The sequence below is a fragment of the Pontibacillus marinus BH030004 = DSM 16465 genome, from assembly GCF_000425225.1.
Classification (GTDB): domain Bacteria; phylum Bacillota; class Bacilli; order Bacillales; family BH030062; genus Pontibacillus; species Pontibacillus marinus.
Genome location: NZ_AULJ01000035.1, coordinates 44,305 through 66,816, shown reverse-complemented (window position 1 = coordinate 66,816; position 22,512 = coordinate 44,305). Strand labels below are relative to the sequence as shown.

Annotated in this window: 25 protein-coding genes; 10 read left to right on the top strand and 15 right to left on the bottom strand. The window is 38.4% G+C overall.

The features are described 5' to 3' along the window. The first annotated feature begins 474 nt into the window (after window positions 1-474). Window positions 475-681, top strand: coding sequence for a YlaI family protein (locus H514_RS0108050; protein WP_027446497.1), 207 nt, complete (start codon window positions 475-477; stop codon window positions 679-681). A 39-nt stretch (window positions 682-720) separates the two neighbouring features. Here H514_RS0108050 and H514_RS0108045 read toward each other — a convergent pair whose 3' ends face one another. Both H514_RS0108045 and H514_RS0108040 read right to left on the bottom strand, forming a co-directional pair. Continuing rightward, complete coding sequence (locus H514_RS0108045; RefSeq protein WP_027446496.1) at window positions 721-1,005, bottom strand: hypothetical protein; 285 nt, start codon at window positions 1,003-1,005, stop codon at window positions 721-723. A 15-nt stretch (window positions 1,006-1,020) separates the two neighbouring features. Then, the gene (locus tag H514_RS0108040) at window positions 1,021-1,353 is read right to left on the bottom strand and encodes a YlaH-like family protein (RefSeq protein ID WP_051255085.1); all 333 of its coding nucleotides are present in this window, start codon (window positions 1,351-1,353) and stop codon (window positions 1,021-1,023) included. Between the two features lie 149 nt (window positions 1,354-1,502). On the opposite strand from H514_RS0108040, the gene H514_RS0108035 reads away from it, so the two are divergent. Then, the gene (locus H514_RS0108035; protein ID WP_027446494.1) at window positions 1,503-1,682 is read left to right on the top strand and encodes a DUF5325 family protein; all 180 of its coding nucleotides are present in this window, start codon (window positions 1,503-1,505) and stop codon (window positions 1,680-1,682) included. 37 nt (window positions 1,683-1,719) lie between these two features. Here H514_RS0108035 and H514_RS0108030 read toward each other — a convergent pair whose 3' ends face one another. Both H514_RS0108030 and H514_RS0108025 read right to left on the bottom strand, forming a co-directional pair. Next, window positions 1,720-2,520, bottom strand: a complete 801-nt coding sequence (locus H514_RS0108030) for an inositol monophosphatase family protein (RefSeq protein ID WP_027446493.1) — start codon at window positions 2,518-2,520, stop codon at window positions 1,720-1,722. 195 nt (window positions 2,521-2,715) lie between these two features. Continuing rightward, window positions 2,716-2,907 (bottom strand): hypothetical protein, encoded by a 192-nt coding sequence (locus tag H514_RS0108025; RefSeq protein ID WP_027446492.1) that lies wholly within the window; start codon window positions 2,905-2,907, stop codon window positions 2,716-2,718. A gap of 208 nt (window positions 2,908-3,115) precedes the next feature. Between H514_RS0108025 and H514_RS0108020 the strand changes: the two genes are divergently transcribed. Further along, window positions 3,116-3,751 (top strand): YktB family protein, encoded by a 636-nt coding sequence (locus tag H514_RS0108020; protein ID WP_027446491.1) that lies wholly within the window; start codon window positions 3,116-3,118, stop codon window positions 3,749-3,751. A gap of 196 nt (window positions 3,752-3,947) precedes the next feature. Beyond that, a complete protein-coding gene (gene typA, locus H514_RS0108015; RefSeq protein WP_027446490.1) occupies window positions 3,948-5,774 on the top strand; it encodes a translational GTPase TypA in 1,827 nt (608 codons plus the stop codon). Window positions 5,775-5,876: 102 nt separating this feature from the next. Here typA and H514_RS0108010 read toward each other — a convergent pair whose 3' ends face one another. The 3 genes from H514_RS0108010 to H514_RS0108000 form a co-directional block, all read right to left on the bottom strand. Continuing rightward, complete coding sequence (locus H514_RS0108010) at window positions 5,877-6,866, bottom strand: hypothetical protein (protein ID WP_027446489.1); 990 nt, start codon at window positions 6,864-6,866, stop codon at window positions 5,877-5,879. Between the two features lie 189 nt (window positions 6,867-7,055). Further along, window positions 7,056-7,334 carry a UPF0223 family protein gene (locus H514_RS0108005; RefSeq protein WP_036842739.1) on the bottom strand — a complete coding sequence of 93 codons (279 nt, stop codon included), beginning with the start codon at window positions 7,332-7,334 and terminating at the stop codon, window positions 7,056-7,058. A gap of 16 nt (window positions 7,335-7,350) precedes the next feature. Next, on the bottom strand, window positions 7,351-8,310 hold the full coding sequence (locus H514_RS0108000; protein WP_027446487.1) for an NAD(P)H-dependent flavin oxidoreductase: 960 nt from the start codon (window positions 8,308-8,310) through the stop codon (window positions 7,351-7,353). A gap of 149 nt (window positions 8,311-8,459) precedes the next feature. Between H514_RS0108000 and H514_RS0107995 the strand changes: the two genes are divergently transcribed. Continuing rightward, window positions 8,460-9,932 (top strand): aminotransferase class I/II-fold pyridoxal phosphate-dependent enzyme, encoded by a 1,473-nt coding sequence (locus tag H514_RS0107995; RefSeq protein ID WP_027446486.1) that lies wholly within the window; start codon window positions 8,460-8,462, stop codon window positions 9,930-9,932. A 40-nt stretch (window positions 9,933-9,972) separates the two neighbouring features. On the opposite strand, the gene H514_RS24295 is transcribed toward H514_RS0107995, so the two are convergent. Continuing rightward, on the bottom strand, window positions 9,973-10,095 hold the full coding sequence (locus tag H514_RS24295) for a GapA-binding peptide SR1P (RefSeq protein WP_081672969.1): 123 nt from the start codon (window positions 10,093-10,095) through the stop codon (window positions 9,973-9,975). Window positions 10,096-10,373: 278 nt separating this feature from the next. On the opposite strand from H514_RS24295, the gene H514_RS0107990 reads away from it, so the two are divergent. Next, window positions 10,374-10,796, top strand: a complete 423-nt coding sequence (locus H514_RS0107990; protein WP_051255084.1) for a DUF1885 family protein — start codon at window positions 10,374-10,376, stop codon at window positions 10,794-10,796. 43 nt (window positions 10,797-10,839) lie between these two features. Here the strand turns inward: H514_RS0107990 and H514_RS0107985 are convergent, their stop codons facing one another. Then, a complete protein-coding gene (locus tag H514_RS0107985) occupies window positions 10,840-11,739 on the bottom strand; it encodes a polysaccharide deacetylase family protein (RefSeq protein WP_027446484.1) in 900 nt (299 codons plus the stop codon). A 149-nt stretch (window positions 11,740-11,888) separates the two neighbouring features. On the opposite strand from H514_RS0107985, the gene H514_RS0107980 reads away from it, so the two are divergent. Further along, the gene (locus H514_RS0107980; RefSeq protein WP_027446483.1) at window positions 11,889-12,950 is read left to right on the top strand and encodes an FUSC family protein; all 1,062 of its coding nucleotides are present in this window, start codon (window positions 11,889-11,891) and stop codon (window positions 12,948-12,950) included. 68 nt (window positions 12,951-13,018) lie between these two features. Further along, window positions 13,019-14,563 (top strand): glycine betaine uptake BCCT transporter, encoded by a 1,545-nt coding sequence (locus H514_RS0107975; RefSeq protein ID WP_027446482.1) that lies wholly within the window; start codon window positions 13,019-13,021, stop codon window positions 14,561-14,563. 42 nt (window positions 14,564-14,605) lie between these two features. Here the strand turns inward: H514_RS0107975 and H514_RS0107970 are convergent, their stop codons facing one another. After that, window positions 14,606-14,848 (bottom strand): hypothetical protein, encoded by a 243-nt coding sequence (locus tag H514_RS0107970; protein ID WP_027446481.1) that lies wholly within the window; start codon window positions 14,846-14,848, stop codon window positions 14,606-14,608. Between the two features lie 159 nt (window positions 14,849-15,007). Between H514_RS0107970 and H514_RS0107965 the strand changes: the two genes are divergently transcribed. Beyond that, complete coding sequence (locus H514_RS0107965; protein WP_027446480.1) at window positions 15,008-15,382, top strand: hypothetical protein; 375 nt, start codon at window positions 15,008-15,010, stop codon at window positions 15,380-15,382. Window positions 15,383-15,511: 129 nt separating this feature from the next. On the opposite strand, the gene lpdA is transcribed toward H514_RS0107965, so the two are convergent. The 5 genes from lpdA to H514_RS0107935 all read right to left on the bottom strand — a co-directional run bounded on the left by lpdA (window position 15,512) and on the right by H514_RS0107935 (window position 21,549). Beyond that, window positions 15,512-16,918, bottom strand: coding sequence for a dihydrolipoyl dehydrogenase (gene lpdA, locus H514_RS0107955; RefSeq protein ID WP_027446479.1), 1,407 nt, complete (start codon window positions 16,916-16,918; stop codon window positions 15,512-15,514). 3 nt (window positions 16,919-16,921) lie between these two features. Then, complete coding sequence (locus tag H514_RS0107950; RefSeq protein ID WP_027446478.1) at window positions 16,922-18,238, bottom strand: dihydrolipoamide acetyltransferase family protein; 1,317 nt, start codon at window positions 18,236-18,238, stop codon at window positions 16,922-16,924. Window positions 18,239-18,265: 27 nt separating this feature from the next. Continuing rightward, window positions 18,266-19,243 (bottom strand): alpha-ketoacid dehydrogenase subunit beta, encoded by a 978-nt coding sequence (locus H514_RS0107945; RefSeq protein ID WP_027446477.1) that lies wholly within the window; start codon window positions 19,241-19,243, stop codon window positions 18,266-18,268. Window positions 19,244-19,246: 3 nt separating this feature from the next. Continuing rightward, window positions 19,247-20,326 carry a pyruvate dehydrogenase (acetyl-transferring) E1 component subunit alpha gene (gene pdhA / locus H514_RS0107940; protein ID WP_027446476.1) on the bottom strand — a complete coding sequence of 360 codons (1,080 nt, stop codon included), beginning with the start codon at window positions 20,324-20,326 and terminating at the stop codon, window positions 19,247-19,249. A 515-nt stretch (window positions 20,327-20,841) separates the two neighbouring features. Then, window positions 20,842-21,549: a YkyA family protein gene (locus tag H514_RS0107935; protein ID WP_027446475.1), complete on the bottom strand. Its 708-nt coding sequence runs from the start codon at window positions 21,547-21,549 to the stop codon at window positions 20,842-20,844. Window positions 21,550-21,892: 343 nt separating this feature from the next. Here H514_RS0107935 and def point away from each other — a divergent pair, with 343 nt between their 5' ends. Next, the gene (gene def, locus H514_RS0107930; RefSeq protein WP_027446474.1) at window positions 21,893-22,447 is read left to right on the top strand and encodes a peptide deformylase; all 555 of its coding nucleotides are present in this window, start codon (window positions 21,893-21,895) and stop codon (window positions 22,445-22,447) included. Window positions 22,448-22,512: the final 65 nt, after the last annotated feature.

Genomic DNA, 22,512 nt, shown 5'->3' with positions numbered 1-22,512 from the left:
GACTAACGGAACCGCCGTAGTTCTGGGAGAGGTTGTTCTGATTCCAGTAGTATAATCCTATCATGACAAGGGTGTGAGCAACTTCTATGAATAAGAATTCCAATCCATATGAGGTGGGAAAGTCCAAATACTGGTCCGTTAATCTCCATAATCGCGTGGAGGGAAGGAAACGGCAAACTGTCGTGGTAACAAAGGGAAGACGAGACCCCGCAGGCACGAGGAGGCTCGGCTTTTCTTCCACAACAGGCTTGCCGTTTCACTGACCGCAACAAATTCCTCAACAGTAACGGACTTCTCCCAACCAATATCTCGGAATCAAGTCTTCAACAATCCTGCCACAATCTTGAATAAAATTTCATGAACAATCCTTTATGTTAGAATTTTATGAATTTAATATCGAATAAACATTCGAATACTGAAGCAGCTCATGTTATAATGAGTAGGCAAAGAGAGAGATAAATGAGGTGAATATACATGCGCGTAAAATGTGTTATTTGTGATACAGCTCAAAATATTGACAGTAACTCTTTGCAAGCTAAACGTATGAGAAATCGTAGAATTCATACATTCATGTGTACAAGCTGCAATGAGCGAATTGCTGAAAAAACTAGAGCTCGCCATGCCACTGGCAATTTTAAAATGTATCGTCAACCAGAAAAAGAAGATCATTTATTAAGCTAAAATAGAGCAAATAAAAGGCTGTCCAAAAATGGACAGCCTTTATTCATAATTTTGAAATTTATGAGGTTCGTTCTTGATGGTATCATTCATGCAGTCGATTAACTCTAACGGAAACCTAAATTCTCTTTTTTCGGTCGATGTATGACAGGTCACAAAGTACATATCTTCAAGTTTCTTAACATCAACATCTTCTAAGTGATGATCCTTCTGGAGCATATCCCAAAAAAACGCTGCTGTATCAACCGCCGATTGATCATCCGGACGTTCATCCGCCACAATCTGTATAGAAAGCCAATTGTAAACCGCATCCTGCATAGAACGCATCTAACAACCTCCCCCTTATGCTTCTCTGTCCTTACGCTCATTATGAAGTCTAAAGCGATAGATCCCTAAAATCAGAGATGATACGACTAATCCTTCTGCAATTGGTAAACCAAATACAGCTAATACCGTTAACATCATACAACCTAATGCAAGGACAACGTAGATTACTGCTGATTTTAATACAGGTAATTTTTTTGCGAACCCTAATTTATATGTAACAATAGCTAGAGCTAGAATAATAAAATAGAGAATTATTGCTGCTCGAATGGCTTGTCCAACATCACTTTCATCATTTAAGTTAACATTTCGAAACAGAAAACTTGTTATAGGCGAATCTGCTACGCTCATAGGTGTTCCTCCTAAACCTTCTAGAATGCTTAATTTTCTCTTTTTATGATACTAAATCTACGTATATCCTGCCACCCTATTCTTACGTACATTTTCAAAATAGAAAAATTGCGATACACTAAACATAACTATTCCAATGAGGTGACATGATGAAAAAGATCGACGTACCTATGCTATTATTAGCACTCCTTGCTGTCTTTTGTTTTATGCTCGTTGCCGTAGCCATCAGTTATAAAGCTTACATATGGTCTTTTGTTATTTTGTTATTAGGCTTTTCGGTAATGGGCTTTGGTTTCACTTTAAAACGTAAACGCAGGATGTCTAACTAAAAAAAATTCTACCACCTTTACCAGTGGTAGAATTTTTTTATTTCAATTTAATGTAATCATCGATAATTTCGTTATGAATAGATGGGTTACCGGTAATCACAGAATTTTTACCTACCATGTCTAAAGCACTTCCATCAGCCTGGGTTGTTACGCCCCCTACTTCATTCACGAGGATAACCCCTGCTGCAATATCCCAAGGAGCAAGGCGCATGGTAATATAAGCATCAATACTTCCTTCTGCTACATACGCAAATTCAAGTGCAGCTGATCCATACGATCTTGTACCACGAACTTTTCTCACTAATGCTTGCGTACCATCTTCATGAACACGTCTATTTTCAATAGTCCAGAAGCTGTTTAAACAAAGGATGGAACTATCGAGTTGTACTTCTTTTAGTTCCTTTAACTTCTCATCATTCTTATAGGCACCTTGATCCTTAATAGCATGATAAAGACAATCAGCCATAACATCATATATCAACCCAATAACACCTACGCCATCCTGATAAATCCCTACAGAGATCGCGAAGTTCTGTTTCTGGTGGACAAAATTCATAGTGCCATCAATGGGATCGACAATCCATACAGTCCCATCTAAATCACTCACCTCATCCCCAAAACCTTCTTCCCCTAAAACTCGGTGCTCAGGGAAAGTATTTCGAATATGTTCAGCAAAAAATCGTTCTGTTTCCTGGTCCATCTCAGTTACAAGGTCATTTGCATCTGACTTTGTTTCTATTACAAGAGGTTGATGCATTTTCGTTCGCAATCGCTCCCCTGCTTCTAGAACCCATTTTTTTGCTTGGTCATATATGTTTTGTATATTTGCATCAGTCATGTATATAGGCTCCTTCTCTTGTGGTTCATCCTTTATCGTATCAAAAACCTAAATGATCTTCATCTCTTACCATTTCCAGTTGTACACTTTCCATGAGTTCATTTGTACAAAATAAAGAAATCCCACCACTCATTCGGGCAGGATTTCAAAAATTATTGTACAAAGGCCTTTCGATCAACTATGTTACTCTCCGTTTTAAGAGACGTTTAACTGTAACAATTCATTGCGTAGTTTCTCTAACCGTTCTTTTGACTGTACCTTTTGGTCTTCATCTTCGTTTTTCATAGCTTCGTGTAACATCATTAACTCATAATCTATTTCCATACGCACAACTGGTAATCTTTCCATCACTTCTTTTTCACGTAAAGCATCAATAACACGTTTCATCTTTGTCAACTCCTTTTGAGAGTATCTAGTAGTTTATATAGTGACTCAGAACATGTTCTAATCATTTAATTTCTTACTCTTTTATTTATCCCATTTTGACCTATTTCAAACCTCTGGATTGTGTTAATTGGGTTTTCACTTGTAGATGTGATAAACTTTGAAAAGAAAAAATATCGAACATTCGACAAATGCGAAAGGAGATCATATAGTGGCTACTTTTAACGGTTTTACACAAGAAGATTTTGATGTGTTTTCAATAGAAGGTTTAGAGAACCGAATGGAAGCTCTAAGATCAAATGTTTCCCCTAAGTTAGAAGCAATCGCAGAAGAGCTTGCTCCTTACATAACTTCATTAACAGGAGATGAAATGCATGTTCACGTTGCTAAACATGCACGACGAAAAACAAACCCTCCTAATGATACATGGGCATCATTGGCAAGCAACAAGAGAGGGTATAAGAAGCTTCCTCACTTCCAAATAGGTATGTGGGAAAGTCACGTATTCCTTTGGTTTGCTATGATTTATGAAAGTCCAATAAAAGAAGATTACGCAAGAGTATTAGATAAGCATAAGGAAGAATTGATCGACCATATTCCTGCAGAATTCGTATGGTCAAAGGATCACACAAAGCCTGAAGGCATTCCACATAAAGATCTTTCAAAGGAAGATTTTCAGCAGCTTGTAGACAGATTACAAAATGTAAAAAAAGCTGAAATCCTTTGTGGAATTCATATTGATCGAAACGATGTCATTTTAGAAGATCGTGATGCATTCATCAACAAATGTGAAGAAACCTTTAAAACGTTAGAATATCTATATCGTTTAACAAAGGAAATTGATTAATCAAACCCCTCCTACCATGACTATTTGGTAGGAGTTTTCTATGTTCATTTCCCTCTCTTTCTACCGTATTTTCGACAAAGTTATGTAAATTTGTTATGGTGATTGATGGTAAGTAGCGTTTTAGAATTCCTATTTATGTTATAATAGTCAAGTTCAGAAGCGAACGCGATTCGAAAACAGAGGAGAGTATATATTAATGAACGTTAGACAGGATCTTCGAAACATTGCCATCATCGCACACGTTGACCACGGCAAAACAACTCTAGTAGACCAGATGCTTCACCATTCTGGTACATTCCGTGATAACGAGCATGTTGATGATCGCGCAATGGACTCCAACGACCTCGAAAAAGAGCGAGGTATTACGATTTTAGCGAAAAACACAGCAATCTCGTACAACGACACACACATCAACATTCTTGACACACCTGGTCACGCCGACTTCGGTGGTGAAGTTGAGCGTATTATGAAAATGGTTGATGGTGTTTTACTTGTAGTAGATGCCTATGAAGGTTGTATGCCACAAACACGCTTTGTGCTTAAAAAGGCTTTAGAGCAAAAATTAACACCGGTTGTTGTACTAAACAAAATTGACCGTCCAAATGCCCGTCCTGAAGAAGTTGTAGACGAAGTATTGGACCTATTCATTGAACTAGGAGCAGACGATGACCAGTGCGAATTCCCAGTTGTCTATGCTTCCGCCCTTCAAGGTACTTCTGGTCATGAACCTGAAGAACAAAATGAAACAATGGATCCAATTTTCACAACGATTCTTGATCATATTCCAGCACCAGTTGATAACGCTGAGGATCCACTTCAATTCCAAATCACCTTACTTGATTACAACGAGTATGTTGGCCGTATCGGAATTGGGCGTGTGTTCAGAGGCTCCATTAGCGTTGGACAACAAGTTTCCCTTATGAAGAAAGATGGATCCGTTCAAAACTTCAGAATTTCGAAGTTATTTGGATTTATTGGGTTGAAACGTATTGAAATTCAAGAAGCTAAAGCTGGAGACATTGTAGCTATAGCAGGAATGGAAGGCATTAACGTAGGTGAAACGGTAACGCCTGTTGATCACCAAGAGGCACTTCCTATTCCACGTATCGATGAACCAACACTACAGATGACATTCCTTGTTAATAACAGTCCTTTTGCTGGTAAAGAAGGTAAGTTCATCACAGCACGTAAAATTGAAGAGCGCTTATTAACACAGCTTGAAACAGATGTAAGTTTACGTGTTGAAGAGACTGAGTCTCCAGATAAATGGGTCGTAAGTGGACGCGGTGAGCTTCACCTTTCTATCCTGATTGAAAACATGCGCCGTGAAGGCTATGAGCTTCAACTTTCCAAGCCACAGGTTATCATCAAAGAAATCGATGGCGTTAAGTGTGAACCAGTAGAGCGCGTTCAAATCGACGTTCCAGAAGATTATCAGGGTACCGTTATGGAATCTATTGGTTATCGTAAAGGTGAAATGGTCGACATGATGAACGATGGTAACGGCCAAGTTCGTTTAGAATTTAAAGTACCATCCCGTGGTCTAATTGGGTATGCGACAGAATTCATGTCCCAAACACGTGGTTACGGCATCATCAACCACACATTCGATGGTTATGAACCTGTAGTTGAAGGTACTGTAGGTGGCCGTCGACGTGGTGTACTTGTTGCACTTGAAAACGGTAAAGCTTCCACATATGGTATCATGCAACTTGAAGACCGTGGTACAATCTTCGTAGAACCAACTACAGAGGTTTATGCAGGTATGATTGTTGGTGAGCACAACCGTGAAAATGACTTAACTGTTAACATCACAAAAGAAAAACACCTAACAAACGTCCGCTCTGCTACGAAAGATCAGACAAACACAATCAAAGGTACACGTAAGATGACGCTTGAAGAAGCGATTCAGTACCTTGATGATGACGAGTTCTGTGAAGTTACTCCAGAAAACGTTCGCCTACGTAAGCAAATCCTTAACAAGAGCGAACGCGAAAGAGCTGACAAAAAGAAGAATAAATAAACTAGACTAAACCGCTCAGGGCATCATGCTCTGAGCGGGTTTTATTGTTATTTGTATATCTAATGGATAAGCCCCTAGTTGACAACTAGGGGCTTTAATAGTTTATTTTCTTAAGGCATTTACCAGTTCTTCACCGTTTTGTGTGTTGAATTCAACAATTTTCCCTTTCTCATCAGTATTGATTAACCCTCTTACCTTTATTGTTTTAGAATCATCACTTCCATCCTTTGTATAAGCTACTTCCACGCTAAATTTATAAGTATTTTCTGCGGTTTCGCTTTCCTCCAGTGTAATCTCTTCAGCCTTCAGCTTATAGCCATTTTCGTGCGCAATTTCTTGGAAATTTAATGAGGCAATTTTTACGTCCATTTCATCCACTTTTTCACTGTAATGCACCAATAATCTTTCTTCAACATAATCACCAATGCTCCGACTATCATTATTCAAGATCCTGTCCAGTTGCTCGTGACTATTAAACTTCTTGTTTAAAACAAAATGAATATGTCCTTTGGCAGGCTCTCCTATGGCATAGTCAAGCTCTGAGCTATTATGAAGGTGAATTCTAACTACTTTTCCCTCTTCATTTGTGTTCATTAACCCTTTAACTTGAATTGTTTGAGGATCATTATTTCCATCTTTCACGTAGGATACATCAACAGTAAAATTATAAGAGTTTTCAGTGGTTTCACTTTCTTTAATCATTATATCTTCAACGTTTAACTCATAACCATTCCTATATGCATCCCTCAAGAAACGATTGGCCATATTCGATTTAATTGCATAGGCCTCATAAAAGCGTTTACTCACATACGGTTTAAAATGTTCCTTAATGTACTCCCCTCTCTTCTCGAAGTACTCTTTATACTTTTCGCTACCAAACTCCGCCGAGTGAAGACCATCCCATATACTGTCGAGCTCTTCATTAGGACCGTTTAACTCTTCTTGTAAAATGGATCGAATATTTTGGACACTTTCACTTTCTTCTTGAGGGTTTACGCTTTTACTTTCTTCGTTCGAGTCTGTACAACCTACTGAGAACAGTAAAATTCCAGACAATGCAATGGACTTAAAATGTTTCGTGATTCTTTTCATGACAATGGCAAACCTCCGATACATATCTTGCTTTTCTAGTTCATACGAAAAGTGTTTTATAAAGTTTCAAAATTTTACCTATTTTTTTGACTGATTAAAAATTTAACATGTAAAAATTAGAAATGAAATAATGATTTAGGAAAAAATATAAAAAAAACAGCAAAACCTATCACAGGTTTTGCTGTTCACTTACATTTTGATCTTTTGTCCAGAAGAAGCATTGCGAGCTTCTTTGACGACACGGTAAATGGAATAACCAGATTCTTCTTCAAATTGAGAACCTAATTTCTTCTCTTCACTTTTAGAAGGAACGATCTGTTTAAACCGTTTATAAGCCAACATGAGGTCATCTTGTTTTACCCCTTTTTCATAGGCTTGTTCCACAAGGTGATAAAAGTTAACCACATCGATGATTTCTTCTGTTGACCAGTATTCCGTATCTAAGGGATAGTTGTAATTTGAACTCATTTCAATTAATCTCCTCTCATGTTGACCACTTGCTTCGAATATCATCCGCTTCTTGAATCATTCGATTAAATAGTTCAGCTACAGACGGGATGTCGTTAATTCGGCCTAAAATTTGACCAGCCCAGCCAAAACCTTGATCATCCTGCCCTTCATAAATATAGCGTTTGTTTGCTTCTCCACTGATATACGATTTTAACACGTCATATCCTGGTGCGTCTTTTTCTAGTTCAAGAATCTTATCTGTCCAAGGATTTTTAATAGCTCGAGCAGGTGTGCCTAGAGTACGTTTAATGACAACAGTAGATTGCTCATCTCCCTCTAGTAAAGCTTGCTGATACGCTTCATGAGCATGTTTACATTCTTTAGTAGCAATAAACCTTGTCCCCATCTCAATCCCTTCTGCACCAAGGGCTAAGGCAGCCATAAACCCACGACCATCTCCAATTCCTCCTGAAGCAATCACAGGAATATTAACAGCATCTACAACTTGTGGTGTTAAAACAAAGGTACCAATATCTCCACGTCCAAGATGGCCTCCACCTTCTTGACCAACTACCATAACTGCATCAGCACCAAGTTCTTCTGCTTTTACTGCCTGTCTTTTAGCTGCAACGAGGATCAAAGTTTTGATATTATGGTCCTTCACCATTTCTAACACTGGCTTCGGATTCCCACCTGTTACCGAAATTACCGGAACTTCCTCGTCAATCGCTACCTGAACCATATCTTCAAATGGTCTACCATGTTGGCCTATAGCGTAGTTCACACCAAAAGGTTGATCTGTATTTTGTTTTACTTTATGTATTTCTTCACGGAGTTTCTCCGGACTATCTAAGCTCATTGCCGTAATTTGTCCTAAACCACCTGAATTTGAGACAGCAGCTGCAAGTTCTGCGTAAGCTAAGTAGGCTAAGCCCCCTTGTATAATTGGATACTGAATTCCTAATAGATCTGTTACACGTGTTTGATACGACATGCATTCCTCTCCTTTCCATCGAGCGTTCATCTATATCTATCCTATCAAAAATCTCCGACATATTGTTAAGAAAAGCTAGCCAGAATCAAACGCTTCTGCTATAATTTCTATGCTTTATGAAGTGAGATATAGAAAAACGAGGTGTTTTTTTGACACAACAAAACACGCCCTTATATACAGGGCTTTTAAATCACGCATCCAAACAGCCTGTCCAGTTTCATATTCCTGGCCATAAAAAAGGAAAAGGTATGGATGAATCTTTTCGTAATTTTATTGGAGATAATGCTTTATCAATTGATTTAATTAATATAAGTCCTCTTGATGACCTGCACCATCCACACGGGATGATCAAAGAAGCACAACAATTAGCTGCTGAAGCATTTGGAGCTGACTATACCTTCTTTTCCGTTCAAGGGACAAGTGGTGCAATCATGACGATGATTATGGCGGTATGTTCACCTGGAGACAAAATCATTGTTCCGCGTAACGTGCATAAATCCGTTACAGCTGCAATTATTTTCTCAGGAGCCACTCCTATTTTCATTCACCCCGAATTGGATGACACATTAGGGATATCACATGGTATTACGCCAGACGCTGTTGAGAAGGCCTTAGAAGCTCATCCCGATGCAAAAGGAGTATTGGTTATAAACCCCACATATTTCGGGATATCAGCTGATTTAAAGCGTATAGTAGATATTTCACACCGTTATGATGTACCTGTGCTAGTTGACGAAGCACATGGTGTGCATATTCATTTTCATGAAGATCTTCCTCTTTCAGCTATGCAAGCAGGAGCAGATATTGCTGCCACGAGTGTTCATAAGCTTGGGGGGTCTTTAACACAAAGTTCCGTTTTAAATATGAGAGGCAAGCTCATTTCTCATGAGCGTGTGCAAACCGTTCTCTCGATGCTTACAACAACATCCACTTCCTATATTTTATTAGCTTCCTTAGACGTAGCTCGGATGCATCTTGCTACTAAAGGTGAACATATTTTAGAAGAAACCATTCAATTAGCACGTCGCACACGTGATGCGATTAATATCATTCCTCACCTATATTGTGTAGGAGATGAAATCCTAGGGACAAAGGCAACTTACGATTATGATCCAACGAAAATTATCGTCTCTGTCAAACACCTAGGTATTACAGGATATGATGTCGAGCTCTGGCTTCGTGAACACTACAATATTGAAGTAGAACTGTCAGACTTATATAACATCTTATGCATCATTACACCGGGAGACTCAGAGGAACAGACATCTTTATTAGTAAATGCTCTTAGAGAACTTTCTGAAGCTCACCAAAAACAAGATAAAGAGACCCAACCTCTTCTTGTAGAAGTTCCTGAAATACCTTTACTTGCATTGTCTCCTAGAGATGCTTTCTATTCGGAGACTGAACTGATTCCAATGAAAGATGCTGCCGGTAGAATTAGTGCCGAGTTTGTTATGGTTTATCCTCCCGGCATTCCAATCTTTTTACCTGGAGAAATCATTACCGATGAAAACATTCAGTATATCTACAAAAATTTAGATGCCGGCTTACCTGTACAAGGCCCAGAGGATGAAACATTAGAATATATAAAAGTTATTAAAGAACATCGTGCATTTCGGTAATTAAAAAAGCTAACCAGTCGAGACTGGTTAGCTTTTTCTTTTATGCTTTATGTTTGTTTTTGCTTTTACAGCTGGAGCAGCAGTTTCCATAAAGAGTTGAGACCTTCTCATCTTCAAAATGTTCGATCACGCGCTGACAGTCTTGACAAATAATTGTACCCATCGCTGATTCAACTCCCTTTAAGTGTTTTTTTGATAACGCTTTCAATATAATTTAATTATAATGTGTCATACTAAATTAATCAACCATAAATTAGTGTGACACAATTAAAATTTTTGTTACACTTATATTTCCACTCACTCATGAAGTAAAACCTTTATTTCTTAACATACTTCACCTTTTTCAACATACAATGATTGGTACAATACGGAAAATTTCATTGGCGAGCGGACAAGTTCATGCTACGATGAACGTACGATACTTGATAGGAGTTGGATATAGTGGGCAAACATGCTTTTGTTTATTTGGTAGAGAACAGTAAGCAACAAGACATATCCATCGAGCAGGTTCTAGAATTACTCACTTATTATACGGATATTACATCGAAGACAGGGGAACAGTTAGGATGGTCTTATGATCAACGAGCATTCCCATATGATATTGAAGAAAAACAAGATGAAAACGGTCATTACTTAATTCTACGCGGTAACGATCCAAAATATCGCTATTTATTAATGGGTGTTAGCCAAAAATCACTTAAGGACAGTAAAGAAGCTACATATATTCAAATCACTCTCCCCGATCGTTCGAGTCAGGGTGATGTTGGTAAAGGAAATGAGATGGGCAAATTCTTAGCGAAGCAATTACATGGAGAGTTACATTTATTTAACGAGAGAGTTATGTATTTTTATAAAAGAAAATAAACGTACAAAAAAGGAGCTTGAGTTTTCAAGCTCCTTTTAACGTTTATGGTGTCTTAATCTCTTCTGGATCAACTAGTTCATAACCTTTTTCACGTAAACCTTTCACAATATCATCCAAGGCTTTTGCAGTCCACTCACGATCATGCATAAGAAGGTTAGAACCATTTCCTAAGTAAGGAGTGTTAACCATAATATCTGCGATAGCATCTTCACTCATGTACTTTTGATTCCAATCATAACCATAGGACCAGTTCATAACTTCCATTTTTTCTTGTTTAGCCAACTCCATAGAATAGTACGTATTCAAACCATGTGGAGCACGGAAAAACTTTGGTCGCTCCCCTATAACTTCCTCAATTAAATCACTTAAACCTAAGATTTGCTCCCTCTGGATATCTTTCGCTATTGGATTCCCATTTGATTTTAAAGCTTTGTGATTCATCGTATGGTTTCCAATTGTAAAGCCCATCTCATGAATTTTTTTCAACGTTTCTTTCTCTTCTTCAGTGTTAATGAAATGACCATTTACAAAAAAGATGGCTGGTGCATTTAATTCTTTTAGGGTTTTCGCCATTTCAAGACCGTGTTTATCGGGAACATCATCAATGGTTAGAAGTACAACCTTTTCATTCGCATCACCAATTGGTTTAATACTCCAATTCCCTGTCACTTGATATTTTGGCTCTTTCACTTCTTCTTTATCTGATTCTTCCTCATCTTTCTGATCTTGTTCGTCACTTTTTTCATTTTCTTTTTGCTCTGTCTTTGAATCCTCTTGCTCAGAACCTTCTGTATTGTTATCTTGACTAGTGTTCTGTTCATTTTCTTCTGTTGAAGTTTGGTCATTGTTATCTTGTTCTGTCTTACTTGTTGTTTCAGATTGACTACAAGCGGTTAACAACAAGATTAAAGATATTAATACAAAGCTTCCCCATTTTTTCATGTAAAGTTCCTCCTGATCTGGTATGTACTTGATGTTACATTTATTATATAAGAGAAAAGTCTCTTATCCTATTGGTTTTTAACAAATTTTTTCTATACAATAAAAATTAGGACTATTTACTTCCTAAAAAAATAATAAAGGTGAGGGTTATGTTATCTGCGTTAAAAAACCTCCAACTTTTTGGAGGTCGAACCCTAAAGACAGGGGTTTCTGTACTTATTACTTCTTTTATCTGTTTATTGTTTGATTTACCCGTGATCTTTGCTGTTATAACAGCTATTGTTACAGTCGAGAACACAGCAGCTGATTCAATTAAAAAAGCGGTTGTAAGATTTCCCGCTTCTGCTATAGGCGCATTCATTGCAGTATCATCGTTTGCAACCCTTGGTAAAACTGCGATCACCTATGCTTTAGCAGCAACGCTAACCATTGCTATTTGTAATAAATTAAAACTTTACGATGGAATTCTAGTTGCAACGTTAACAGCTGTTGCGATGATCCCGAATTTTGATAGCCATTATATTGCATCATTTTTTATTCGTTTAGGCACCACTTCTATCGGGATCGTGGTTTCAACTTTAGTGAATTATGTCTTACTTCCACCTAATTACTCGGAAAGAATTTTCCAAAATGTTCACAACTTATATCATGAAGCTGCGGATATATTAGAGTGCACCTTTCCAAAGTTAGTAGATGCTGACAATCCTAAAGTAAAATCGATGCAAAAAGCTTATCGGCAACTTACATTTCAGTTAGAGAAAACGTATCAGCTATCACAATTCCAACGTGAAGAGTGGCAATATCATCGTCACTCTACGAAAGAGATGAAAGCCTTCCAGTATGCTCAAAAGAAATTAAACATGTTACAACAAATTACCTATCACTTAGGAAACCTGCAATACGTTCAATTGGAACAAAATGCGTTTACTCAAGAAGAAAAAACCTTAATAAAGAGTATCATTTCTTCGATCGCGGAAATATTAAGAACACCATCGCATGAAATATCAAATGAACATTTTCATCGCATTGAACAATTGGACGAGGAATTTTGGCACTGGAAGGAAGATCATATCGAGCACACAACCAAATACCGCCATCACTTCCCGCCACAAACGATTGTGATCTATGAGTTGCTCTGTCTCCATGATGTGTTAGAAGAACTTCGTGACATATCTAAGGATCGATATCATCTCATTGAATGTAAATCGTAATGCTGTAAAACCTCGTTACAATGCGCATGATTCGAACTACATGAAATTCAGAAAGGAATGGAGTCATCATGAAAAGTGTAACGAAGGTATTTTTCCTTTCTCTTGTTGTGGCTATCATTTTCATTATTTGGGGTGTCATCCCTAAAGAAACTTTACCAGATTACAATTTAAACACCGTCACAGGAGGAATTCAACAGTTTTTAGTCAGTAAGTTTGGTTGGTTTTACCTACTATCCGCAACAGGCTTTCTCATCTTTGCCTTGTTCTTAATCTTTTCGAAATATGGAAATATTGTTCTTGGTAAAGAAGGAGATAAACCAGAGTACTCTTACTTAACCTGGTTTGCGATGTTATTCAGTGCAGGAATGGGTATTGGATTGATTTTCTGGGGAGCAGCTGAGCCTATTTCTCACTATTACAATCCACCAACCTCTGACCCTGAGACAGCTAACGCAGCCCGTGAAGCTTTACGATATAGCTTTTTCCACTGGGGATTACACCCTTGGGGAATTTACGCTGTAATTGCTCTGGCATTAGCCTATTTTCAGTTTAGAAAAGAATCACCAGGTTTAATAAGTTCCATCTTAACCCCATTGTTAGGTGAAAAGAGAACAAGTGGTGGTATTGGGACTTTTGTTGATTTTATCGCTGTTTTCGCTACCATTTTTGGAGTAGCCACTTCCTTAGGATTTGGTGCAAAACAAATTTCAGGTGGAGTATCTTATATGTTTGATGGACTGGCTGATACGTTTACCCTTCAGCTTATCATCATCTTGATCGTTACATTCCTATATATGATCTCAGCACAAACCGGATTAAATAAAGGGATCAAATATTTAAGTAACACAAACATCGTTCTCGCCATGGGTTTAATGGTCTTCCTTTTGTTTGCTGGACCGACAAACTTCATTATGGACTTATTCACAACAACGCTTGGAAGTTATGTTCAAAACCTTCCTCTAATGAGTTTTAAATTAAGTCCATTTGAACAAAGCTCTTGGACCCAAGATTGGACCGTATTCTACTGGGCATGGTGGATAGCTTGGGCTCCATTTGTTGGAACGTTTATTGCTCGTGTATCAAAAGGCCGTACAGTACGGGAATTCATTCTTGGTGTGCTATTAGTTCCTACGATCTTTGGTGGTTTATGGTTCTCTGTATTCGGAGGAACAGCTGTGCATTTAGAGTATTTTCAAGGAACAAATATTAATCAATTAGTGAGTGAGCATGGTTCAGAAGTAGCTTTATTTAGCGTGTTAGAGAATATGCCGTTAGGCGGCATTATGTCATTTATCGCAATATTGCTCATCTCCACATTCTTTATTACGTCTGCAGACTCCGCTACGTTTGTATTAGGGATGCAAACAACAAACGGAAGCTTACACCCACCTAACCAGGTGAAATTCATTTGGGGAATTGTGCAATCCTCTGCAGCAGCAATTCTTATTTGGCAAGGTGGACTAGGAGCGCTGCAAACTGCTTCAATTATTGCCGCTTTCCCTTTTGCGATGATTATGATCTTAATGGTGTTCTCTTTACTTAAATCATTCCAAGAAGAGGCGAGGAAGTATCCATTAACACGTCAAAAACGGAAGCCAAAAGAAAATGACTAATTTAAAAACCTTGATCACTTAATGTGATCAAGGTTTTTCTTTTTACATCACGAGCCACGTAAATACCCAATGACCTCCATAAATTACAATAAAACTAATAATCAAATGAGTACATGCCTGACCTGTAGAAAAAGAGTACTTTCTTAACACCCTCACGAATAACATAAACGAGAGACAGAACAATATAGCTTGAAAAGACCAATGATCCTTCTTTGAGACATGGATCACAAGTAAATATAAACTCCACAATACACCTAAACCATTATATAACATTACATATTTCATATACGCTCTCCTACCTTTACGGACGTGCTTTATTTCATTATATGAACAACATGAAACGAGTATTTTTCATTTTTGTAACATTTCAATAACAAAGCCTGATTTCAAGGTTTTGTTTGATACAATAAGACAAACATAAGATTTAGGTAGGTGAAGCTCTGTATGAAGATGAAATGGCTTCCCTTAGCATTTGCTTTAGTGTTATTAACAGGCTCATGCTCAGCCCAACAAGCAAGTTCCGTGAATATTTATCAAATGAACCCTTCTAATTATGAAATCCTCTTATTATCAGAAAAAAATAACGTAGAATCAGAAAAGGAATATATTGATGCCATCCTTGAATTGAAACTCAAGTACCCTGAGCAGTTAAGCGAACTTTCCTTAACTCAAAAAGGAAGCGATTCACAAAAAGTCCCTTCCTTTTCTCAATATCCTGCTCTGATTATACAACAAAACGGTAAGACGATTGCATCAATTAAAGGGAAAAGAAGTAAGCAAGATATCTTAAAGATTTTACAAGAGAATATTTCTTATTAAATCAATACCATTAGAAAAGCCAAGGAAACACCTCTATACCAGGTCTTTCCTTGGCTTTTTCTTGATTTTATACTTAGCATCAAAAAATCCCCTAATTGACAGATGTCAATTAGGGGATTGAAGCAATTATTAAACAGTGTGAATTGGTTTGCCAAGAGCTACTTCTGCAGCTTCCATTGTGATCTCACCAAGAGATGGGTGAGCATGGATTGTTAGAGCAAGATCCTCAGCAGTCATACCAGATTCGATTGCAAGGCCTACCTCAGCGATCATGTCACTAGCATTTGCACCAGCGATTTGACCACCAAGTACGACACCATCTTCTTTACGAGTAACAAGCTTCAAGAAGCCCTCAGTTTCGTTAAGAGATAGCGCACGTCCATTTGCAGCAAATGGGAACTTAGCTGCTTTCACTTCGAAACCTGCTTCTTTCGCACTTTCCTCAGTGTGACCAACTGTTGCAAGCTCTGGTTCAGAGAATACAACCGCTGGAATACCAAGATAGTCGATTTCAGATGCGTGTCCACTAATAGCTTCTGCAGCAATCTTACCTTCGTAAGACGCTTTGTGAGCTAGTGGAGGACCGTCTACGATATCACCAATTGCATAGATGTTATCGATGTTTGTACGACACTGCTTATCGATTTGGATAAGACCTTTGTCGGACATTTCGATACCAACTTGCTCAAGACCAAGTTCATCTGTGTTTGGCTTACGACCTACAGTTACTAGTACGTAGTCAGCATCAATGGTTTGTGATTCACCTTTTGCTTCGTACGTTACAGTTACGCCATCTTCTTTTTCCTCAACACCTTGAGCCATAGCGTTTGTTACAACATTAACGCCTTTCTTCTTAAGCTTCTTCTTAACAAGCTGACGCATTTGTTTTTCAAAGCCTAAAAGAATGTCTTCTTGACCTTCAAGGATTGTAACTTCAGTACCGAAGTTCGCATATGCAGTACCAAGCTCAGTACCGATATAACCGCCACCGATTACAACCATCTTCTCTGGAATTTCGCTAAGGTTTAGCGCACCAGTAGAATTGATTACGCGATCAGAGTACTTGAAGTTCGGAAGTTCGATTGGACGAGAACCTGTTCCAATAATGCAGTTGTTGAATGTGTAAGTTTGAGAGTTCTTATCATCCATAACTTTTACAGTGTTTTTGTCTACGAAATAGACTTCACCTTTTACGATGTCTACTTTGTTACCTTTAAGAAGGCTTTCAACACCGCCAGTAAGCTTGTTAACAACTTGGCCTTTCCATTCTTGTGTCTTGGAAAAGTCAATGGATACGTTCTCAGTTTGAATACCCATGTCGTCTGCACCTTGAGCATGCTCATAACGGTGACCCGCTTGAATTAACGCTTTAGATGGGATACATCCTACGTTAAGGCATACGCCTCCAAGGTTTCCTTTGTCGACAATTGTTACGTTTTGACCTTCTTGAGCAGCACGGATAGCAGCTACATAGCCACCAGGTCCCGCACCAACAACAAGAGTGTCTAGTTCAATTGGAAAATCTCCTACTACCATACGTTACGCCTCCATCATAATTAATTGTGGATCGTTCAGTAAACGTTTAACTTGGTTCATAGCATGTTGAGCTGTTGCACCATCAATTATACGATGGTCAAAGCTTAGGGAAATTGCAAGAACCGGAGCAACGACAACTTCGCCATCACGTACAACTGGCTTTTCTGCGATACGGCCGATGCCAAGGATCGCAACTTCTGGGTGGTTGATAACTGGTGTGAACCACTGTCCACCTGCAGAACCAATGTTTGTGATTGTGCAAGAAGCACCTTTCATCTCCTCAGAAGTTAGTTTACCATCACGAGCTTTTACTGCCAATTCATTAATTTCAGAAGAGATATCGAAAATAGACTTACGGTCAGCATCTTTAACAACTGGTACAACTAAACCTTTGTCAGTGTCAGCAGCAATACCGATGTTGTAGTAATGCTTATGAACAATCTCTTGTGTTTCATCATCTAGAGATGTGTTCAAGATTGGATATTTCTTCAGTGTAGAAACTAATGCACGTACTACGTATGGAAGGTACGTTAGCTTGATGTCTTGATCTGCAGCTGCTTGCTTGAACTTCTTGCGGTGAGCAACAAGTTCAGTAACGTCAACTTCATCCATTAGAGTAACGTGAGGAGCTGTTTGCTTAGAGTTAGACATTGCTTTAGCAATCGCTTTACGCATACCGCTCATCTTCTCACGAGTCTCAGGGTATTGACCTTGTGGAGCCGCTTGTTGTTGTGTAGCTTCCTCTTTTGCTGGTGTTTCTTCAGCTTGCTGTTCTGTTTGCTCAGCAGCTTGAGTATCACCATTTAGGTAAGCATCGATATCATCTTTTAATACACGGCCATTCTTGCCTGTACCAGATACCTGATTAATGTTTACCCCATTTTCACGAGCGTACTTACGCACAGAAGGCATAGCGATAACAAGCTTGTTATCAGCTTCAGCATCATCTTGTTGTTTAGCAGCAGGCTCTTGCTTTTGGTCTGCTTGCTCTTGAGAATCTTCTTTAGATTCTTCTTGCTTAGACTCCTCTTGAGATGCTTCTTCTTCGCCCGCATCCTCTTCTTCATCGTTACCTTCGTAACCAGGAGCGTCTAATGTAATAATTGTCGTACCTACTGTTGCAACTTCTCCTTCACCTACATGAAGCTTTTGTACCGTACCTTCAACAGCAGATGGGATTTCTACAACAGCTTTATCGTTTTGTACTTCACAAAGAACGTCGTCTTCTTTTACTTCATCGCCTTCTTTTACAAACCATTTCGCGATTTCACCTTCGTGGATACCTTCACCGATATCCGGCAGCTTAAAATTGTAAGCCACAACAATTACCTCCTATCGTTGGTTGCATTAAAAGTTCATTACTTTGTTGACTTTGTCTAAGATGTCATTATGATTTGGTAACCAAACTTCCTCTGCAGAAGAGAATGGGTATACTGTGTCAGGTGCTGCTACACGAAGTACTGGAGCTTCAAGGTGCAGGATTGCACGCTCTTGAATTTCAGATGCAACAGATGCAGCGATTCCAGCTTGCTTTTGAGCTTCTTGAATAACAACAACACGGTTTGTTTTTTCAACTGAGTTGATGATTGTTTCGTAGTCAACCGGGCTGATTGTACGTAAGTCAATAACTTCTGCTTGTACACCGTCTTTTTCTAGTTGTTCAGCTGCTTTAAGAGCAGAGTGAACCATTGCACCGTAAGCAACAAGTGTTACGTCGCTACCTTCACGTTTCACATCCGCTTTACCTAAGTCGATTGTGTACTCTTCTTCAGGTACTTCAGCACGGAATGAACGGTAAAGTTTCATGTGCTCTAAGAAAATAACCGGGTCATTTTCACGGATTGACTGAATTAGAAGACCTTTCGCATCATATGGAGTTGATGGAATAACAACGCGAAGTCCTGGCTGTTGTGCCATAAGTCCTTCTAAGGAGTCTGCGTGAAGTTCTGGTGTATGAACGCCACCACCAAATGGTGAACGTACAGTGATCGGCATGTTGTAAGTATTACCTGTGCGGTAACGGATACGAGCCATTTGACCACTAATCGCGTCCATTGTTTCGAATACGAAACCAAAGAACTGAATCTCTGGTACTGGACGGAAGCCCTGTAGAGCTAGACCAATTGACATACCGCCGATACCTGACTCAGCAAGTGGCGTGTCAAATACACGATCTTCTCCAAATTCTTTTTGAAGTCCTTCAGTCGCACGGAAAACACCACCGTTTTGACCTACGTCTTCGCCGAAGATTAGAACATTTTCATCATTTTTAAGCTCTGTTTGCATCGCATTAGTGATGGCTTGGATCATTGTCATTTGTGCCATGGTCTACTTCGACTCCTTTTCTTTGTATTCTTCCATTTGCTCCTGTAGGTTCTGTGGAAGTTCCTCATGCATGATGGAGATTAAGTCTGTAACTTTTTGTTTAGGTTGCTCATCAGCTTTCTTGACTGCAGCCTTAATTTCTTCTTTAGCATTTTCAATAATTTCGTTTTCTTTCTCTTCAGACCAAAGGCCTTTACCTTCTAAGAATTTACGGAAACGGCTAAGTGGGTCTTTCTTTTCCCATTCGTTTTCGTCTTCTTCTGTACGGTAACGAGTTGGATCATCACCAGCCATTGTGTGTGGACCATAACGATACGTTAGCGTCTCGATAAGTGTTGGGCCTTCGCCATTAATTGCGCGCTCACGAGCGTCTTGTGTTGCTTTATAGACTGCAAGTACGTCCATTCCGTCAACTTGTACGCCTTCGATACCAGCTGCAACAGCTTTTTGAGCGATTGTTTGAGCAGCAGACTGCTTTTCAACCGGTACAGAGATTGCATAACGGTTATTCTGAACGAAGAAAATTGCAGGAGCGTTGAATGCACCAGCAAAGTTAATACCTTCGTAGAAGTCACCTTGAGAAGCACCGCCGTCGCCTGTGTATGTTACAGCAACGTTTTTCTTACCGCGCTTTTTAAGTCCAAGTGCTACACCAGCAGTTTGAGTGATTTGCGCACCGATAATGATTTGTGGTGGTACTGCTTGTGTTTCACCCATTTGGTTACCATGGAAGTGTCCACGGGAGAATAAGAATGCTTGGTATAGTGGAAGACCATGCCAAATAAGCTGTGGTACATCACGATAACCTGGTAGTAAGAAGTCCTCTTTTTCCATTGCATAATGACTTCCTAATTGAGAAGCTTCCTGACCTGCTGTTGGTGCATAGAAGCCTAAACGACCTTGACGGTTCAAAGCGATTGAACGCTGGTCTAAAATACGCGTATATACCATACGACGCATAAGTTCTTGTAGGTCTTCGTCGGAAAGATCTGGCATAGCATCTTCATTCACGACTTCGCCGTCTTCATTCAAGATTTGAAACGTTTCAAACTGTTCTTCAACATTTTCTAATGTTCGTTTCAAAATTCTTCACCTCTTCCTTTCTTCCATCCTAAATTTAAAATAACCTTTATTAGCTTTCCCAAAAGCTTTAAAAATGTGTACCGGAATTTGCTCTTCTTCTGTTTACCCTTAAAAAAGGGGTTATAATCGTTCTGATAGGTCTGATTTATGGATCTGTTTCATACGATCGGCAAAAAATAATGGTACAACTTACGATCATTTAGTAGTTTAGCTTATTTAAAAGCAATTCGTCAAACACTTTGTACACTAGCAATATTATTTTCTTTTTCCTACAAGTACTATCCACCCTTCATAAAACAAACGAAAACTGTATCAATACATTATTGAAACTGTAATAATTATTTTTAGATAAAGAAAACTTGCCGATTGGCAAGCCTTTTAAGGCGCAGACAGAGGCTTAGCCTTGACTTATACTTCATTCTTCCAAAATTTTCACTACGTCGATTTGCTTCTTAGCTAAAATTTTATACATTCTTAACGTGCAAAATAAAAAAGCTGTCCTAACTGGACAGCTTTTAGCCGTTTTGATCTTCTTTTTGATTTTCTGTTTCATCTTTTTGATTCTGCTCATCGTATTCAACATCTAATTCAGCAGCATCATAAAATGCTCTTTTTAGATCATTGTATTCTTTGGTGTATTTATTAAATGTAGAATTCGCTTTAATCACTTTTTCATAACTTTTGTTAATCTTATCAATTTGTGCTTTCAGTTTTTCTTCAGTTAATTCTTTATCCTGTAGCATCTGATACAACTCTTTGTCTAACTTCATTGCATCCTGATAAGCATTATATAATTCCTGATAAGCTTGATAACGTTTATCAAAAACTTCTATCATTTTTTCTGCTTTCTTTTTAGCCTCTTCACTTTCTAAGTCCTCAGTTAGTGGCTTAATCTTATCAAATTCTTCTTTAGCAGATTCAATACTATCTTTCTCAACCTCTAGTTTTTGCTTACGCTGTTCAATTAAGTCTAGTGCTTGCTTCGATAACTTTTTGATCTTTTCGAAGTCTTTCATACCTAAATCAATAATTTGGTCGTAAAGCTTTTTCTCTTCTTGTTCCAACTGTACTAATGGATCCTGTTGATCTTTGAAAGCATCTTCAAGTGTTACGGCTTTTTCTAAGTGATCGTACATTTTTTCAGCAGCGGTTGGCCCATTGTTACATGCCGCAAGGAGTAACGTTGATGCAAGAATGACTACTAAAATTTTCCCTAAGCGCAATGTCTATTTCCTCCTTATGGTTATTCAACCATTATTAATCATTAATTATGTTCCATAGTATAACATATCAAAGCCCATGACACGTGTCTTTTTGTATTGTTTGATATGTCTTTTTAGATGTCAATAATTTCTGTACTTGTCATAACCTTACTATTTTTTGTTTATATTCTATTTATATCACGAAAGATTACCATTTAGAATCATTTCTTCACATTTGTGATATATTCCCTAAACGAATCCGTTTGTGTTAAACTATTGATTATGATTTAATAAGAAATTTTACCAAATACCTATCATATATATAAGGTATAGTTGTAATGATATAAGAAAGGATTGTGTAAATATGATTACTATGGATGATGTCGTTCGTGAAGGTCACCCTGTTTTACGTGAAGTGGCCGATGAAGTACCCCTCCCCCTTAGCGAAGAAGATCACGACACATTAGAGCAAATGCTCCAATACTTAGAAAACTCCCAAGATGATGAAATGGCTGAAAAATATAACCTTAGACCAGGAGTTGGAATAGCAGCTCCTCAGATTAACATTTCTAAACGTATGCTTGCTGTTCATTTTACCGACTTTAATGACAAGTTTTACAGCTATGGTCTAGTCAATCCAAGAATCGTAAGCCACTCCGTGGAGAAAACATACTTAACGTCAGGTGAAGGGTGCTTATCTGTTGACCGTGATGTACCTGGTTATGTTCCTCGTTATGCGCGTATCACTGTAAAAGCGACAGACCTTGAAGGCAACGAAGTGAAACTCCGTGTTAAAGGATTTGCAGCAATTGTATTACAACATGAAATCGATCATTTAAACGGCATTATGTTTTATGATCATATTAATGTAGATAACCCATTTCAAGAACCAGAAAACGCAAAACCAGCTGATCAATAAAAGAAATGTGTCTAAAGCGTATGGACTTGTTCAAGTTCATACGCTTTTTGTTTTAGAAAAACACG